This window comes from Serratia ureilytica, assembly GCF_017309605.1.
In the GTDB taxonomy this organism is placed as follows: domain Bacteria; phylum Pseudomonadota; class Gammaproteobacteria; order Enterobacterales; family Enterobacteriaceae; genus Serratia; species Serratia ureilytica.
Genome location: NZ_CP071320.1, coordinates 3,596,440 through 3,611,404, shown reverse-complemented (window position 1 = coordinate 3,611,404; position 14,965 = coordinate 3,596,440). Strand labels below are relative to the sequence as shown.

Genomic DNA, 14,965 nt, shown 5'->3' with positions numbered 1-14,965 from the left:
GTGCGGTCAGAGCTTTTTCAGCAGCGCCAGCAGTTGCGCTTCGCTTTTCTCCGCCAATCCGTCGATCGCCAGTTTGATGATGTCGGAGCGGGTGATACGCACGATGCCGTTGCGCGCCGCCTGCACGATCACTTCATCGATAGCCTCAATGTGGTTGTCCGTCAGGCTGACGGAAATCGCCTTATAAGTACGCTTGCGGCCGGCCGGCTTGGCTTCCGGCGCGGGAGCCGCAACCGGCAACGTATGCGAGGTGGCGCTGTTGATGAATTCGTCTTCCGACATGCGGTGGGTGGGGGTGCGTTTCTTCACAGGATCACCTCTTTCACCAGGCATTCAATTTCGGTCTGCGCCTTTTCATTGTTCGCTTCGTGCACGGTGATGGCTTCACCCCAGGCGTCGCGGTAAATCTTGCGGTCGCACAGGCGATTGCTCACCAGGGTGAACTCCGGGTATTCACTCAGCACCTGCGCCGCTTCGTTGGCTTCATTAATGAAGATATTGGTCGGGCACATGTTCAATACGATGTAGCCTTTGACCTTCTCGTTGTATTCCTGCGCGGTGGAGAACATCTCCGACAGATAGCCGATGGTGTCGAGATCCATCTGCGAAGGGCGCAGCGGCGAGAGGAACAGATCGGCGGCCAGCAGGCCGGAGCGCAGTTCGGCGCTGTCGCGGCCGGCGGTATCGACGATCACGTAGTCGTAATGGCGATCGAGCTCCAGCAGCGTTTCCTTGATTTTACCCGACGCGGCCACCACCGGAATGTGCGGCAGCCCCTCGACATTCTGACGGTCGTTGTACCAGGTCATGATCGATTTCTGGTCGTCGGCATCGACGATGATCGCCGTCTTGCCTTGCTTAAGAATCAGATACCCGGCGATATTCACTGCTTTCGTCGATTTGCCGACGCCGCCTTTTTGCGAGCCAATCAGAACAATCATGCTGCCATCTCTCAAGTTATTAAGCGGGTAACTTATTAAGTTAATGTGCTTATTAGGTTGATAATTAAACAGGTTAACAAGAACAACTCGCGAACAATATGCACCAACTGCGGCGGCTTGCCAAGCCAGTATGTTGTTAACTGCGCAGCTTATTTTGCGGTGAATGGACCGGATGGGTAAGTAGGAATTCTCTGGGAAGTGGCGGAACGGAAGAGTCTTTTGTTAATTTAACAGCTTAATAAGTTAGTGGCTCATTAAGCTGTCGATGGCGTTACTTCTTCATCATCGCCTTCAGGTTGGCGAACGGGTTGTGGGTGGCGACGCCGATATCTTTTTGCGCATCTTCACCGGCCACCACCGTCGAACCGTATTGATCGGCCTCGGTGTATTTCGAGTGTTCGTGGTCGTGGCAATACAGACACAACATTTCCCAGTTGCTGCCGTCTTCCGGGTTGTTGCTGTGATCGTGATCGATGTGGTGCACCGTCAGCTCGCGCAGGTTGGAATAAACGAATTCGCGCGAGCAGCGCCCGCATACCCAGGGGAACAGTTTCAGCGCTTTTTCGCGGTAGCCGGTTTCCAGCTTCGCATAGTTTTTGGGGATATAGGCCATGGTGGTCGTCCGTCGTGAATCACTATGCGGCCAATAATACCACAGTGCGTGCGGCTACAACGTGCGGCTCATCACCGTGACGGTTTCACCGGCGACCTGGCGTTGCTCCAGAGGGCGCCAGCCGAGTTTCTGATACAGCGTCTGCTGGTCGGGCGTATACAGATACAGTTCGCTGATGCCCTGGATTCGGCCGTGCTCGATGCAGCGCGCGATCAGGTTGCGGGCAATGCCTTGGCCGCGGTGCTGCGGGTGGGTAAAGACTTCGCTCAGCCAGTATTGGCGCTCCGGTTTATCTGTCAATTCATATAGCGTCAAACTGGCGGTGCCGACGATCTGTTGCTGTGGCGACAGCGCCAGCAACACGACGCCTTGGCTCTCGGGTGCGCAGCGTTCAGCCAGCCGCCGGCTGATGGTATCGCGGCTGCTCCACTGCGCAAAGGCGCCCCATTCCTGGTGCAGCAACGCGGCCAGTTCCTCAATGCGCCGGCGATGGGCGAGCAGCGGTTCGATATGCATGATGTGCCTATTTTTTTTAAAGTCGGGAAAAAAGCCGCTCCTGCCTAAGCGTCCGGTTAATGAAACGTCTCCACCGCCCAGTCGATGAACGCCCGCAGCTTGCCGCTGAGGTGGCGATTGGACGGGTAGACCACGTACATCTGCTCCGGCGGCGGCTGCCAGTCGTGCAGCAGGCTGACCAGTTCGCCGCGCTCGAGGTGCGGCTGCGCCATAAACCGATAGATCTGGATGATGCCCAAGCCGGCCAGGCTCGCCGCCAGCAGCGCGTTGCCTTCATTGATGCTGACCGGGTAGCGCTGTTGGATGGCGATCTCTTTGCCGCGCTCGACATAGCGTTGCGGATGGATGCGGTCGTTGACCGGATGGCGGTAGTGCACCATCGGAAAACCCTGTTCCAGATCGCACGGATGGCGCGGGGTGCCGTGGCGCGCCAGATAGGCCGGGGTGGCGCAGCTGACCCAGTCCAGATCGAACAGACGCCGGGCGATCAGGCTGGAATCGGCCAACGGACCGCTGCGGATCACGCAGTCAGCGCTGTCGCTGATCAAATCGATAACGCGATCGCCGATGCTGAGATCGATCTGGATTTGCGGGTAGCGTTCCAAAAAGCCGGGCAGCGCCGGCAACAGCAGTTGGCGGGCGGTGCCGCTGCCGGTATCGATGCGCAGCACGCCCTGCGGAGAATTCTGCGACTCGGTCAGACAGCCCTCCATCTGCTCCAAATCCGCCAGCCATTTCACCGTATTCTGGTAATAGCATTCGCCCTCGCGGGTGACCGACACGCTGCGGGTGGTGCGCTGGAACAGTTTGGTCTGCAGGTGATCCTCCAGATTTTGGATCAGCTTGGTGACCGTCGCTTTCGGCATGCCCAGCGAATCGGCGGCGCGGGTAAAGCCGCCGGTTTCCACGACGCGGTTAAATACCCGGATAGCGAGCAAATGATGGTCCATAGGTTCTCAACGCCATGCCCCGGCGGTGGCCGGGGCATGTTTCTGCAGATAGATAATGATTAACACTGTTTAGCGCCAATCGTGCCGGAGCGCAAGCTGAGGCCGAATACCAACGTGGCGGAGAGGATCAGCGCGCCGCCGAACAGCATGGCGCTGCTGACGCCCTGCCAGTCCACCACCTCGCCGCCCAGCAGTGCGCCGGAGGCCAGCGCGATCTGGATAACGCACACCAACAGCGCCTGACCGGCCTCCGGCGCCTGCGGCACGGCGGCGAACATCCAGTTGGTGGCGCAGACCGGCACGGCGCCAAAGGCCAGCCCCCATACCAGCACCATCAGCGTGGCGCCGGCGAGGCCGCTGAGCAGCGGCGAAACGATCAAAATGCCCGCCAGCATGGCGGCGATCAGTATGAAGGTGGCGCGCAGGCTGTGTTCCGCCAGACGCTCGCCGAGAAAGGTGCCCAGCAGACCGATGGCGCCATAGGCCAACAGCTGCAGCGAGATCGCCGATGGGCTGAGCACGAACACCTGCTGCAGCAGGGGCCGCAGATAGGTATAGGCGGCGAAGTGGCCGATGAACAACAGCACGATGGCGATCAGGCCGATGCGCGCCATCGGCAGGCGCAGCGGCAGCACCAGATCGCGCGGCGTGACCGGTCGGGAAGGCGGTACCGACGTGAGCAAACGCAGCTGCGCCAACAGTACGCCGACTGCCAGCGCCGCACCGCCGAAGAAGGCGGCGCGCCAGCCGAACAGATCGCCGATCAGCGCCCCGGCCGGCACGCCGCATACCGCGCCGACCGAGATGCCGCTGAGGATCAGCGCAGTGGCGCGGCCCTGGCTGGCTTCCGGCACCAGATGGCGGCCGTAGTTGGCGGCGAACGACCAGAAGCCGCCGACGCAGATGCCCAGCAGCACGCGGCCCAGCAGCATCATCGGGAAGTTGATGGCCAGCGCCGCCACCAGGTTGGACACCATCAGCAGCAACGACAGCCCCAGCATCAGCAGGCGTCTGTCCAGCCGGCCGGAAGCCAGACTCAATACCGGCGCGGCCACCGCCGCCACGATGCCGGGCATGGTCACCATCAGCCCGGCGGTGCCGGTGCTGACGCCGAGCGAAGGGGCGATGTTGGTCAGCAGGCCGATCGGCAAAAACTCGGTGGTGACCATGACAAAACAGGCGACCGTCAGCGAGAAGATCGCCGGCCACGGGGATGATGCAGGGTTATCTTTATTATTCAGCATAATGCCGCTCTTCTCAGGTGAATGCGCAGGCCGCGCTCGGGGCGCGGCGTGATCAAAGTCACAATCTACGGCAGGCTGAAGGCGCAGATAAATCCATCTGCGGTGGTTACACTGTTTCTGAGGGGGAACAATGACGGCAGCGAGTTAAAACGCGGCTTGCGCCGCGCCGAGGGGAAAGGAATAAAACGGTATAAGGTTATGACCGGGCCGCGCGCGGCGCTAGAGCCCCGGCGCTTTCCACAATGAGGTGGTCAGGCCGCTATCCACCAGCGTCAGCTGATCGGCGTAGACCCGCCGCCAGTTTTCTTTCTGTTCCTGATACCGCGCATGGTTGGTGAGATCCGGCTGATGCTCGCGCTCCCAGCGCACCAGCTGCTCGCCGGTTTCGGCCAGCGACGCGTAAAGCCCGGCGCCGACCCCGGCGGCGATCGCGCAGCCCAGCGCGGTGGCTTCTTTCACCACCGGCACCCGCACCGTCAGGCCGGTGACGTCGCTGAGGATCTGGCTCCACAGTTTGCCCTTCGCACCGCCGCCGGCGAACACCAGCGAGCGGGCCTGCACGCCGGAGAAGGCGGCGATCTGCTCCAGATTACAGGCTGAGACGATGGCGGCATTCTCCTCCAGCGCGCGGAACAACGTCTGTTTGTTGCAGCGTTCAGGATCGATAGACATGTTGATGAATGACGGCGCCGCGTGATACCAGGTTTTGAAATGCATGGCGTCGGAAAAGATCGGCATCACGCCGTAGGCGCCCGGCGGCACCCTGGCCGCCATCTCTTCCAGCAGGCTGTAAGCGTCGATCCCCAGTCGCTCCGCCAGCAGTTTCTCTTCGGCGCAGAAAGCGTCGCGGAACCAGCGCATGGTCAGGCCGGTAAAGAAGCTGATGGATTCCGCCTGCGCCATGCCGGGAATGACATGAGGGTTAATGCGGATGTTCATTTCCGGATCGATGGCCGGTTCCGGCAGGTTGACGATTTGCTGCCAGAAGGTGCCGCCGAGCACCGCCGTCTGCCCGGCGCGCACGATGCCGAGCCCCAGGCTGCCGAGCTGCACGTCGCCGCCGCCCATCACCACCGGGGTGCCGCGCAGCAGCCCGCTCTCCTGCGCCGCCTGTTCGGTGACGCGCCCCAGCACGACGCCGGTCTCTTTCACCGGCGACAGAATATCGGCGCGCAGCCCGGCCATATCGAGCAGCGCCGGCCGCCAGTCGCGGCTGGTCAGATCCAGCATGCCGGTAGTGCCGGCGTTGGAAGGATCGACCGCCAGCTCGCCGCTCAGCATGTAGGCCAGCCAGTCGCTGATCATGGTCAGCGTCGCCGCCTGGCGATAGATGTCCGGTCGGTGGTGCGCCAGCCACAGCAGGCGCGGCATGGCGCTCAGCGCCAGCGTCTGGCCGGAGTACTGGTAGACCTCACGTTCGAAGCCGTGGTTGTGCAACTCTTTCAGTTCGCTGACTTCATGGCTGGCGCGCGCATCGACATTGGCGCAGGCCCAGATCGGCACGCCGTTGCGATCGTACAGAACGATGCCTTCACGCATCGAGCAGCAGGCTACCGCACGGATCGCCTGCGCGCTCAGCCCCGCGCGCTGCAACGCCTGGCGGATGCACTGGCAGGCCAACTGCCAGTTGCGGTTGAGATCGAATTCCATCGAGCCGGGTACGCCCGGCACCGCGAGGTGTTGCCACTCGGCCTGGCCGTGCGCGATCTGATTGCCCGCCAGATCGAAGATCACCGCGCGAATGCTGCCTGTTCCTGCGTCCAGCGCCATCAAGTAGTTATCCATAGCCTATGCTCTCAGGGGGAGGAATAGTAACTATAGATGCCGCCGTCTTCCCTCGCCGGGGGCGGGGTGGGCATCGCCGGTGCGATTTGTGAGCCAGGCGGCAAAATTGCCGTTGCGGCAGGGCAATCGACGGGAATAAACCTATGGTTGGAAAGCGCCATGCTGCGGCGCGCCGTTTAAACAAGGAGCTGTCATGCACGTCACATTGGTAGAGATCAACGTTAAACAGGACAAGATCGACGAATTTATCGACGTTTTCCGCGCCAATCATCTGGGGGCGATCGAAGAGCCGGGCAACCTGCGTTTCGACGTGCTGCAGGATGAGCATATTCCGACGCGGTTTTACATCTACGAAGCCTATCGCGACGAGCAGGCGGTAGCGGCGCACAAGCAGACCCCACACTATCTGCAGTGCGTGGAGAAGCTGGAAGCGCTGATGACCGGCCCGCGCAAGAAAACCACCTTCATCGGCCTGATGCCGGAATAAACGCCGGCGTTTGCCGGTGTCCATGCGCCCGGTTTGGTTGTAACCTGCAAGGCAAAGTGAATTTTCAATGGGATAAGCGGGGCGAGGATGACATTGCGCGATCGGCTGTTGGCGCTGTTGGTGGTGGTGATCTGGGGCGTGAATTTCGTGGTAATCAAGTTCGGCCTGCAGGGGATGCCGCCGTTCCTGTTGGCCGGGATGCGTTTTTTACTGGTGGCGTTGCCGGCGATCTTCTTTATCCCGCGCCCGACCATCCCGTGGAAATGGCTGTTGCTCTACGGCATGACCATGAGTTTCGCGCAGTTTGCCTTTCTGTTTGTCGCCATCAAGGTGGGCATGCCGGCGGGGCTGGCCTCGCTGGTGTTGCAGGCGCAGGTGTTCTTCACCCTGCTGTTGGGTGTCGTGCTGATGGGCGAAAAGCTGCGCGTCAATCATTTAGTCGGCATCGCCATCGCCAGCGGCGGCATGCTGGCGCTGGCGCAGGCCAGCCTGCATAAGCCGGGCAGCGGCGCGGTCCCCCTGGCGGGCCTGTTGCTGACCCTGGCGGCGGCGTTCTCCTGGGCGCTGGGCAACCTGACCAACAAGAAGATCCTGGCCGGTTTCCCGCAGCGCAATATTTTGTCGCTGGTGGTGTGGAGCGCGCCGATCCCTGTACTGCCGTTCCTGATTTGCAGCTGGCTGTTCGACGGCCCGCAGGCGGTGCTGGCCAGCCTGAGCCATGTGCAGGTCGGCACCTGGCTGGCGGTTGCCTATCTGGCGTTCGCCGCCACGCTGTTCGGTTATTCGGTGTGGGGCAGCCTGCTGGGGCGCTACGAAACCTGGCGCGTCGCGCCGCTGACGCTGCTGGTGCCGCTGGTCGGGCTGTTCGCCGCCTGGCTGCTGCTGGACGAAGCGCTGTCGCCGGCGCAGTTCGGCGGCGCGTTGCTGGTGCTGGCCGGCATGGCGGTCAATACCTTCGGGTTGCCGCGCCGACGGGCCGTCGCGGTGCGCTAAACCTAACAGGGCAATTCTGTTCAATACGTTGTCGGCGCGGCCCGGCATTCTGGCGCCTGTGAATTTTTCCTCAGGTGCCCTCATGAATAATATCTACCTTTCCATGGCCGCATTTGCGCTGGCGGCCTCCATCACGCCCGGCCCGGTCAACATCGTCGCATTGAGCGCCGGGGCGCAGTTCGGCTTTGGCGCGACCCAGCGTCACGTGGTCGGCGCCACGCTGGGGTTTACCCTGTTGCTGGTGCTGCTGGGTTTGGGCATGCACCAACTGCTGATCCTGTGGCCGGCGTTGACCCGCTTGATCCAATGGGCCGGCGTGGCCTTCCTGCTGTTTATGGCCTACCGGCTGGCGTTTGACGACGGCAGGCTGGGCAACGGCGAGGCGCAGGCGCCTTCCTGTTGGTACGGCGCGCTGATGCAATGGCTGAACCCCAAGGCGTGGCTGGCGTCGGTGGCCAGTCTCGGGGCGTTTGTCGGCGACGGTGACATCCGGTTGCTGTGGCAGTTCGCCGGGCTCTACTTCGTGATTTGCTATGCTTCGGTGGCCTGCTGGGCTTACGTTGGCGCGATGTTGCGCGGCCTGCTCAGGCAGGCGCGCAACGTACAGCGTTTCAATCGCGCGATGGCGGCGTTGCTGGCGGCCAGCGCCTGCTATCTGTTGGCGGAGGGTTTTTGATACTGGCCGGGCGTCGCGGCCAGCAACTGTTTGAAGGTGCGCTGGAAGTGCGCCTGATCGGCAAAGCCGCTTTCGCTGGCGGCCGCGGCGATCGGCAGGCCGCTTTTCAATAGCCGATGGCCGTGCTGCACGCGGCGATTGACCAGATAGGCGTGCGGCGTCATGCCGTAGCGCTGGCGGAAGGCGCGGATCAGGTAGGAGGGCGAGAGCGCGGCGGCGTGGCAAATGTCTTCCAGCGTCAGCGACTGAGTGCAGTGCGCGTCGATAAACGCCGCCGCCGCTTCCAGTCGGGGGTGCGGCGGCGTCTCCGGATGGCGGCCGCTGCCCAGCGCGAGCTGCAGGGCGCTGAAATACTCCACCAGGGCGATCTGTTTTTCCAGCGCGCCGCACTGCGCGTTCGTCAGCAGCGCGTACAGTTGGTTCAGCCCGTTGAACAGCGCCGGATCGCGGCTGAGCGGCCGGCTGAAGGGGACAAAGCGGTCGCCGTCGCCGCCCATCATTTCCTGCTGCAGCGCGCCGAGCCAGGCGAGATCGAGATAGAACATGATGTATGACCAACGGCGGTCGGCGATCGGGTTGCAGGCATGCGCCTGCTGCGGATTGATGACAACCACATCGCCGGCGCCGACCTGCATGCGCCGCTCGCCGTTGACATAGGTGCTGACGCCGCCGGTGATGGCGCCGATGGAAAAGAATTCGTGGCTGTGCAGGCTGTAGCACACTTTGCGGCCATCATTGATGGCGCGCGCTTCGACAAAAGGCAACTGCGGGTCGCGCCAGAACTGGGGCGTTTTTTCACTCATGCGCTTTCCTTTTCACTGCGGCGGCATCACAGTGTTATAGCCTGAAAGCGACGAAAAGGGGAATGGCGGATGATGATTTTTAACGTGTTCGGCCGCCTGGTAGGCGTGAAGCGTATCGGGGACGAATGGCGGCTGTTCCGCGTGACGCTGCCAGAGCGCAAATATGCCCCCAGCTACGATATCGTGTTGCCGGCGGATCTGCGCGAAGAGGAGATCGCCGGCTATCTGGGGGATATCTATCACGAAGCCGCGACCCCGCAGCGGCCGGACGTGTTTCGCGTCGAGTAGCGCGGGCGTTACTCTTCCGCGTTGCGCGCCATGAGGCGGCGCTGATGTTCCTCGCTGGCGGCCTGGATCTCTTCCAGCACCGAGCCGACGTCGGCGCGCTTTTGGATTTCGCTGAATCGGCCGCTGAGGACGCTGTCCGGCGTCAGCGTGCCTTCCTGATACAGCGCCCAGATCTCTTTGGCATATTGGCTGTCGCGCAGCTCCGGCGCAAATTGGCCGTAATATTCCGCCAGATTGTCGATATCGCGCTCGAACATGCTTTTGGCGTGGTTGTTGGCGGCGGCGTCCACCACCTGCGGCAGATCGATGATCACCGGCCCGTCTTTATCCATCAGCACGTTGAATTCCGACAGATCGCCGTGCACCAAGCCGGCGCACAGCATGCGCACCGCGTAGTTCATCATCAGAGCATGATCGGCGCGCGCCTGTTCCGGCGTCAGGATGACATCGCTCAGACGCGGCGCCACCAGGCCTTCCTCGTCGGTGATCAGCTCCATCAGCAGCACGCCGTCCAGGCAGATGTCCGGCTGCGGCACCCGCACCCCGGCCCTGGCCAGCAGATACAGCGCGTCCACTTCGGTGTTCTGCCAGGCTTCTTCCTGTTGCTGACGGCCGAATTTGGAGCCTTTGCTCATGGCGCGCGCGTCGCGGCTGTTGCGCACCTTGCGCCCTTCCTGATAGTGCACGGCCTGCTTGAAGTTGCGCTTCTCGGCTTCTTTGTACACTTTGGCGCAGCGGATCTCATCGCCGCAGCGCACGATAAACACGTCGGCTTCTTTGCCGCTTTTCAAACGGCGGATGACTTCGTCGATTAATCCGTCATCCACCAGCGGCTGGAGTCGTTTTGGAATTTTCATGCAGCCTTGTACCCTATTTAGGCTCCGGTGTGAATGGCTTGCGCAGTTGATAGCGTAAGTTAGACCCGAAAGGCAAACATTAGTTTTGCCGCCGCGGCATCATTGCGCGGCGGCGGGCGTTCACAGGCTGCCTGTCGGCACCCAGACGCTGACGCTGCCGGCGTTGACCGGGAAATGGGCGCTGCCCTGGTCGTCGGTGGTGATTTCCTCCTGGCGGTTACCGAGGAAATCGCGCCAGGCGGTGCGCGCCAGATCGGCGCCGAGCGCGACCGTCTTGCCGCTTTCGCCGCCGTTGGTCAACACCACCACGCAGCCGGGGGCGTCGGCGGTGCCGGCGCGGCTGAAGGCCACGCAGTGGCTGTCGTCGAAGTAGTCGGTTTGCGGGCCGTTGGCGAAGCGCTGGCGAGCGGCAATCAGCTTCTCCAGCTCCGGGATCGCCGGCATGTCAATCTGGTACTCGCCGCCGTCACGCCCTTTATCGCGGTAACTGGCGCCATAAAGGTCGGGGTAAAACACGCAGGGCACGCCCTGTTCGCGCAGCAGGATCAGCGCGTAGGCCAGCGGTTTGAACCAGGGTTCCACCGGCGCCTCCAGCGATTGCAGCGGCTGGGTATCGTGGTTGGCGACCAGCGTCACCGCGTGGGCCGGATCGGCGGCGGTCAGGGTATCGGTGAAGATCTGCGCCATGTCGAAGCCGTCGCCCTGTTTTGACGCCTGATGAAACTTCAGGTGCAGCGCCACGTCGAACAGCATCACTTTGCCGTCCACCAACTCGATGTATTGTTGCAGCGCGCTGAGATCGTGCGACCAGTATTCGGCGACGATAAACAGATCGCGCTGCGCGCTGTCGCGCACGTGATCCGCCCACTCTTTGAAGAACCAGGCGGGAATGTGTTTGGCGGCGTCGAGGCGGAAGCCGTCGCACGGCAGCGTGTCCAGCAGCCAGCGCGCCCAGTATTTGAGCTCCTCTGTCACGGCGGTATTGCGGAACTCCACGTCGGCGCCCATCAGGTAGTCGTAGTTGCCTTTCTCGTCGTCGACCTGATCGTTCCAGCCGTCGTCGCCGTAGTCGTTGGCGATTTTAAACACCCCTTTATCGTCCGGCTGCTCAACGTAATCGACGCCGCTGAAGCATTTGTAATCCCAGATAAACTCGGAATGCGCGCCCTGGCGGCCGGGGAAGGTAAAGCGGGTATAGGCCAGCGCGTCGAAGCCCTGGTCGTCAATGTCGTTGCGGTTGTTGGCGTCCACCTTGAACACGTGCACCCGTTCTTTCTCGTCCGCGCCGAGCTTGTGGTTGAACACCACGTCGTAGAGCACCCCCACGCCGTGTTCGCGCAGCGCAGTGGCGGCGTGTTCGAGCGCCGCCTTGTCGCCGTATTTGGTGGCCACGCTGCCTTTCTGGTCAAACTCGCCCAGATCGAACAGATCGTAGGTGTCGTAACCGACGGAGTAACCGCCGGAAGCGCCTTTGTAGGCGGGCGGCAGCCACAGATCGGTAATGCCCAGTTCGGCGAGGTGCGGGGCGCGTTCGGCGGCCTCCTGCCACAGTTTGCCGCCGTCGGGGTAGTACCAGTGGAAGAATTGCAGCAGGGTGGTTTTTTTCGTCATGAGCCAGCGTCCCGGTTAGCCAGAAGGAAAGGAGCAGTTAAAGCATGGGCTACTTTTGGCAAAAGGGACAAGTTTGGCATAGGCGGCCCGAGAAGGCCGCCCGAGAGACTGCTTAACGCTGGCTGGCGTAATGAGGTGAGCGCGGGCCATAAAGAATGGCGCCGTTCTGACCTGTTGCCGACAGGAGGCGAGTGTTGGCGATGGCACCAATGTCGAACCCTTTGTCGCTGATGGTATCCGCGATTTGTGAAATCGCGGCGCTGATCACCATGCCCAGCAGGCCACCTGAATTGTTGTTGCCTTCGTTGCTGGATGCGGTGGCGGTGCCGGCCCACAGCTGTTTGCCGTTGCGCAGGTCAACCAGGCGAGCGGCTACGGTAACGCGAGTTTCGCTGCTGATCACCATGTAGCTGGTACCGTATTGCGTGACATCCAGGTACAGCACGGTGTCGGCGCCGAAAATCTGGTGCAGTTTTTTCGGACTGACGGCGCGGATGTCGTTGGCGTTGGTTAGACCGTTTTGCAGGAAGGTTTCCTCCACTACAGCGACCGGCAGCACATAGTAACCGGCCTCGGCCAGCGGTAAGGTTGCACTGGCGAGCACGCTGTGGCTGGCTTTGACATCCGGCGACTGATTAACCGGCGGCAAGACCAGGATCGACTTCGGCTTGCTCTCATGGAATGCCGCATAGTCATAAGGCGTTTGCTTAGCACAGCCGCTCAGCAACAGGATGGCGGTAACGCTGAGGAAAGTGAGTACACGCTTCATTTAAAGCTCCCCTTATCCTTGGCCATCAGGAAATTCATAAACGATGCCGATTCCGGGAACAGCGCTTTTTCCGTGTTGAATTCACTCATGGCTTGTCCGTCGTTGCCGGTTTTGCTGTACAGCAGCCCCAGTTGCGCATGCAGCCCCGGCGGTACGGCTTTATCCTTGGCGCGGGATTTCTCGACGATCTCTTTCAGCGTAGCGATCTGCTGCTCAGGGCTTTGCCCATCCTGCTGGTAGTATTGATAAAGAGAAGTTTGGTAGCCATCCCAATTGTAAAGCGTTTTCGGCGCGGCGCAGCCGGCCAACAGGGTCGCTGCAAACAGCGCCCCGCCCATTTTTTTAGTTATCATCTTTCTGCTTCTAGTCCGTTAGTTAGCAGGGCGCCATGCGCCGTTTTCGATACCGGTAACCAGGTTATTGACGGCTTCACGCACGGCCAGATCCAGCACCTTGCCGTTAAGGGTGGAGTCGTAGCTGGCGGTGCCCCCGAAACCGATGATTTCGCGATTGGACAGTTCGTATTCACCGGCGCCCTGAGAGGAATAGACGACTTCTGAAGTCTGTACGTTCACGACGTTCAGATTGACTTTGGCGTAAGCGACCTGTGATTTACCACGGCCCAAAATGCCCCACAGCTGATGATCGCCGACTTCTTTGCGGCCGAATTCGGTGACATCGCCGGTAATCACATAGTTGGCGCCTTTCAGCGTTTGTGCTTTCCCTTTAATGCCGGCTTCAGTTTTCAACTCTTCCATGTTGGCGCGATCCAGCACGTTGAAACGGCCAGTCTGCTGCAAATGCGTGATCAGGATAGTCTTGGACTGATTGCCCAGCCGATCGACACCATCGGAGAAGATGCCATTCATGTAGCTGGAGCGGTTGTCGAATTTACCGACGGCGATAGGGCTGCGTGGGCCCTGATAAGTGGTGTTGTAGGAAGCCACTTTCGGCACTTCCAAAGAGCGGGAGGATTCGGTCGCGCAGCCCGCCAGCAAAGTGACGGAAAGGGCGACGGAACAGACGGCGAGTGATTTTTTCATTGGCATGCGATCTCTCCATGAGCATAAAACGGCGCGGGAGCAACCCGCGCCCGATGTTTCCATAACGAGCGTTGTCGCTGTTATGGAAGCGCCGCGATCCTGCCATGAATATGTAACAAATTACAACAAGATATCGGCATTAATGCCGCTATTAACATTGTTGTAACCTATTGTAATGCAATGGATTGATATCGATTTTTTCTCTTATCCGCAGATTTTTTCATGATTGTATGTTTTTTAACTGGTTTATTGTTTTATCAATATTAAATTAATGAATTTTTATTCTGATTTTTTTTAATTAATCAGTTTACTGTATTGGGTAATGTAACGTTTTGCATCAGCTCCTCTGTTATACCGGGGTTCATGGCGGTTTGATGATCCGTTAAGGTAGTGAGAATTAGGTAACACTATCAACTAAGTCTCATTTTTTATCGGTAGCTAATTGGGGATATCAATTGTGAACATCAGGGATTTCAGAGCATTGGCGCGCAATTTGGTCAGAGAATTCGGCATGTTGAACAAGCAGAGCAACGGCTCGCGCTTTTCGCCGCTGCAGATCCATCTGATGATCGAAGTCAGCGAGCAGCCGCTGGGCGTCACCGAGCTGGCGGCCCGGCTGTGCATCGACAAGGCCAGCGCCAGCCGGGCGCTGCGCAGCCTGGTGGCCGCCGGCGTGATAGAAACGGTGGATCATCCGGATGACAAGCGGCACAACCTGCATCGGCTGAGTAAACAGGGCGGCAAGGCGCTGGCCGGCATCGAGAGCGACGCCGACGGCTTTATGCAGGCGGCGCTGGCGCAGTTGGACGACGATGAGCTGGCGAGCACCACTGCGGCGATGAAAAAGATGACTGCGGCGCTGCGCAGCGCGCGCAAACAGCGCGACGCCAACCTGCGGGTGCGGCCGATCGCCGCGCGCGACGATGCGGCGATGGCGGCGATCGTTCGCGAGGTGTTTCGCGAGTACGGCATGGACAAGATGGAAGGCGTCAGCCTGCACGATCCCGATCTCGATCGGCTGACCGGCCTGTATCGCGACAACGGCGGCCGCTACTGGGTGCTGGAGCGGGACGGGCAGGTGGTGGGGGGCGTCGGCATGGCGCCGCTGGCCGGCGAAGAGCCCGGCTATTGCGAGCTGCAGAAACTGTTCTTCAAACCCGGCGCGCGCGGGTTGGGCATGGCGCGCTATATGGTGGTGCAGGCGCTGAAGGCGGCCCGGGCGGCAGGGTATCGCTATTGCTATCTGGAAACCACCGAACAATTGAAAGAGGCGATCGGGTTGTATTACGCGCTGGGTTTCACGCTGCTGACGGAACGGCGCGGCAATACCGGCCACCACGGCTGCAATGTGTGCATGCTGAAAAATCTGCAGAACGACGATATGTGAGC

At 60.7% G+C, this 14,965-nt stretch carries 18 protein-coding genes; 5 read left to right on the top strand and 13 right to left on the bottom strand.

Features of this window, described 5'->3' with window-relative positions; all coding sequences use genetic code 11:
• Positions 1–6: 6 nt before the first annotated feature.
• From J0X03_RS16985 to lsrK, 7 genes are all read right to left on the bottom strand, one after another.
• Positions 7–309 carry a hypothetical protein gene (locus J0X03_RS16985; RefSeq protein WP_033642294.1) on the bottom strand — a complete coding sequence of 101 codons (303 nt, stop codon included), beginning with the start codon at positions 307–309 and terminating at the stop codon, positions 7–9.
• Positions 306–941: a division plane positioning ATPase MipZ gene (locus J0X03_RS16980; protein WP_016928620.1), complete on the bottom strand. Its 636-nt coding sequence runs from the start codon at positions 939–941 to the stop codon at positions 306–308. Before J0X03_RS16980 ends, J0X03_RS16985 begins: the two co-directional genes overlap by 4 nt.
• Positions 942–1,212: 271 nt before the next feature.
• Positions 1,213–1,554, bottom strand: a complete 342-nt coding sequence (yajD, locus tag J0X03_RS16975) for an HNH nuclease YajD (protein WP_004939576.1) — start codon at positions 1,552–1,554, stop codon at positions 1,213–1,215.
• A gap of 54 nt (positions 1,555–1,608) precedes the next feature.
• Complete coding sequence (locus J0X03_RS16970) at positions 1,609–2,070, bottom strand: GNAT family N-acetyltransferase (RefSeq protein WP_033652401.1); 462 nt, start codon at positions 2,068–2,070, stop codon at positions 1,609–1,611.
• 56 nt (positions 2,071–2,126) lie between these two features.
• Positions 2,127–3,020, bottom strand: a complete 894-nt coding sequence (locus J0X03_RS16965; protein WP_033652403.1) for a LysR family transcriptional regulator — start codon at positions 3,018–3,020, stop codon at positions 2,127–2,129.
• A gap of 59 nt (positions 3,021–3,079) precedes the next feature.
• A complete protein-coding gene (locus J0X03_RS16960) occupies positions 3,080–4,264 on the bottom strand; it encodes an MFS transporter (RefSeq protein ID WP_096242041.1) in 1,185 nt (394 codons plus the stop codon).
• 219 nt (positions 4,265–4,483) lie between these two features.
• The gene (gene lsrK, locus J0X03_RS16955; protein ID WP_042783922.1) at positions 4,484–6,049 is read right to left on the bottom strand and encodes an autoinducer-2 kinase; all 1,566 of its coding nucleotides are present in this window, start codon (positions 6,047–6,049) and stop codon (positions 4,484–4,486) included.
• 193 nt (positions 6,050–6,242) lie between these two features.
• Between lsrK and lsrG the strand changes: the two genes are divergently transcribed.
• From lsrG to J0X03_RS16940, 3 genes are all read left to right on the top strand, one after another.
• Entirely contained in the window at positions 6,243–6,536 is a 294-nt protein-coding gene (gene lsrG, locus J0X03_RS16950) for a (4S)-4-hydroxy-5-phosphonooxypentane-2,3-dione isomerase (protein WP_033642299.1), read from the top strand.
• 87 nt (positions 6,537–6,623) lie between these two features.
• Positions 6,624–7,529 (top strand): EamA family transporter, encoded by a 906-nt coding sequence (locus J0X03_RS16945; RefSeq protein ID WP_160204104.1) that lies wholly within the window; start codon positions 6,624–6,626, stop codon positions 7,527–7,529.
• Between the two features lie 82 nt (positions 7,530–7,611).
• A complete protein-coding gene (locus J0X03_RS16940; RefSeq protein WP_046686632.1) occupies positions 7,612–8,205 on the top strand; it encodes a LysE family translocator in 594 nt (197 codons plus the stop codon).
• On the opposite strand, the gene J0X03_RS16935 is transcribed toward J0X03_RS16940, so the two are convergent.
• Positions 8,181–9,008 carry an AraC family transcriptional regulator gene (locus J0X03_RS16935; RefSeq protein ID WP_116286897.1) on the bottom strand — a complete coding sequence of 276 codons (828 nt, stop codon included), beginning with the start codon at positions 9,006–9,008 and terminating at the stop codon, positions 8,181–8,183. The two genes, J0X03_RS16940 and J0X03_RS16935, sit on opposite strands and share 25 nt — an antisense overlap.
• A 69-nt stretch (positions 9,009–9,077) precedes the next feature.
• Between J0X03_RS16935 and J0X03_RS16930 the strand changes: the two genes are divergently transcribed.
• Positions 9,078–9,296, top strand: a complete 219-nt coding sequence (locus J0X03_RS16930) for a DUF7661 family protein (protein ID WP_033642303.1) — start codon at positions 9,078–9,080, stop codon at positions 9,294–9,296.
• An 8-nt stretch (positions 9,297–9,304) separates the two neighbouring features.
• Here the strand turns inward: J0X03_RS16930 and J0X03_RS16925 are convergent, their stop codons facing one another.
• The 5 genes from J0X03_RS16925 to J0X03_RS16905 form a co-directional block, all read right to left on the bottom strand.
• A complete protein-coding gene (locus tag J0X03_RS16925) occupies positions 9,305–10,153 on the bottom strand; it encodes a PA4780 family RIO1-like protein kinase (protein WP_033642304.1) in 849 nt (282 codons plus the stop codon).
• 120 nt (positions 10,154–10,273) lie between these two features.
• Entirely contained in the window at positions 10,274–11,764 is a 1,491-nt protein-coding gene (amyA, locus tag J0X03_RS16920) for an alpha-amylase (protein ID WP_033642305.1), read from the bottom strand.
• A gap of 112 nt (positions 11,765–11,876) precedes the next feature.
• Positions 11,877–12,533, bottom strand: coding sequence for a DUF799 domain-containing protein (locus J0X03_RS16915; protein ID WP_033642306.1), 657 nt, complete (start codon positions 12,531–12,533; stop codon positions 11,877–11,879).
• Positions 12,530–12,886: a DUF4810 domain-containing protein gene (locus J0X03_RS16910; protein WP_046686634.1), complete on the bottom strand. Its 357-nt coding sequence runs from the start codon at positions 12,884–12,886 to the stop codon at positions 12,530–12,532. Before J0X03_RS16910 ends, J0X03_RS16915 begins: the two co-directional genes overlap by 4 nt.
• 18 nt (positions 12,887–12,904) lie before the next feature.
• Positions 12,905–13,576 carry a CsgG/HfaB family protein gene (locus J0X03_RS16905; RefSeq protein ID WP_016928605.1) on the bottom strand — a complete coding sequence of 224 codons (672 nt, stop codon included), beginning with the start codon at positions 13,574–13,576 and terminating at the stop codon, positions 12,905–12,907.
• Between the two features lie 481 nt (positions 13,577–14,057).
• Here J0X03_RS16905 and J0X03_RS16900 point away from each other — a divergent pair, with 481 nt between their 5' ends.
• Positions 14,058–14,963 (top strand): bifunctional helix-turn-helix transcriptional regulator/GNAT family N-acetyltransferase, encoded by a 906-nt coding sequence (locus J0X03_RS16900; protein ID WP_102948079.1) that lies wholly within the window; start codon positions 14,058–14,060, stop codon positions 14,961–14,963.
• Positions 14,964–14,965: the final 2 nt, after the last annotated feature.

Coding starts and splice junctions, on each gene's coding strand:
- J0X03_RS16980 (WP_016928620.1), bottom strand. CDS start 941: ATGATTGTTCTGATTGGCTCGCAAAAAGGCGGCGTCGGCAAATCGACG.
- yajD (WP_004939576.1), bottom strand. CDS start 1,554: ATGGCCTATATCCCCAAAAACTATGCGAAGCTGGAAACCGGCTACCGC.
- J0X03_RS16970 (WP_033652401.1), bottom strand. CDS start 2,070: ATGCATATCGAACCGCTGCTCGCCCATCGCCGGCGCATTGAGGAACTG.
- J0X03_RS16965 (WP_033652403.1), bottom strand. CDS start 3,020: ATGGACCATCATTTGCTCGCTATCCGGGTATTTAACCGCGTCGTGGAA.
- J0X03_RS16960 (WP_096242041.1), bottom strand. CDS start 4,264: ATGCTGAATAATAAAGATAACCCTGCATCATCCCCGTGGCCGGCGATC.
- lsrK (WP_042783922.1), bottom strand. CDS start 6,049: ATGGATAACTACTTGATGGCGCTGGACGCAGGAACAGGCAGCATTCGC.
- lsrG (WP_033642299.1), top strand. CDS start 6,243: ATGCACGTCACATTGGTAGAGATCAACGTTAAACAGGACAAGATCGAC.
- J0X03_RS16945 (WP_160204104.1), top strand. CDS start 6,624: ATGACATTGCGCGATCGGCTGTTGGCGCTGTTGGTGGTGGTGATCTGG.
- J0X03_RS16940 (WP_046686632.1), top strand. CDS start 7,612: ATGAATAATATCTACCTTTCCATGGCCGCATTTGCGCTGGCGGCCTCC.
- J0X03_RS16935 (WP_116286897.1), bottom strand. CDS start 9,008: ATGAGTGAAAAAACGCCCCAGTTCTGGCGCGACCCGCAGTTGCCTTTT.
- J0X03_RS16930 (WP_033642303.1), top strand. CDS start 9,078: ATGATGATTTTTAACGTGTTCGGCCGCCTGGTAGGCGTGAAGCGTATC.
- J0X03_RS16925 (WP_033642304.1), bottom strand. CDS start 10,153: ATGAAAATTCCAAAACGACTCCAGCCGCTGGTGGATGACGGATTAATC.
- amyA (WP_033642305.1), bottom strand. CDS start 11,764: ATGACGAAAAAAACCACCCTGCTGCAATTCTTCCACTGGTACTACCCC.
- J0X03_RS16915 (WP_033642306.1), bottom strand. CDS start 12,533: ATGAAGCGTGTACTCACTTTCCTCAGCGTTACCGCCATCCTGTTGCTG.
- J0X03_RS16910 (WP_046686634.1), bottom strand. CDS start 12,886: ATGATAACTAAAAAAATGGGCGGGGCGCTGTTTGCAGCGACCCTGTTG.
- J0X03_RS16905 (WP_016928605.1), bottom strand. CDS start 13,576: ATGAAAAAATCACTCGCCGTCTGTTCCGTCGCCCTTTCCGTCACTTTG.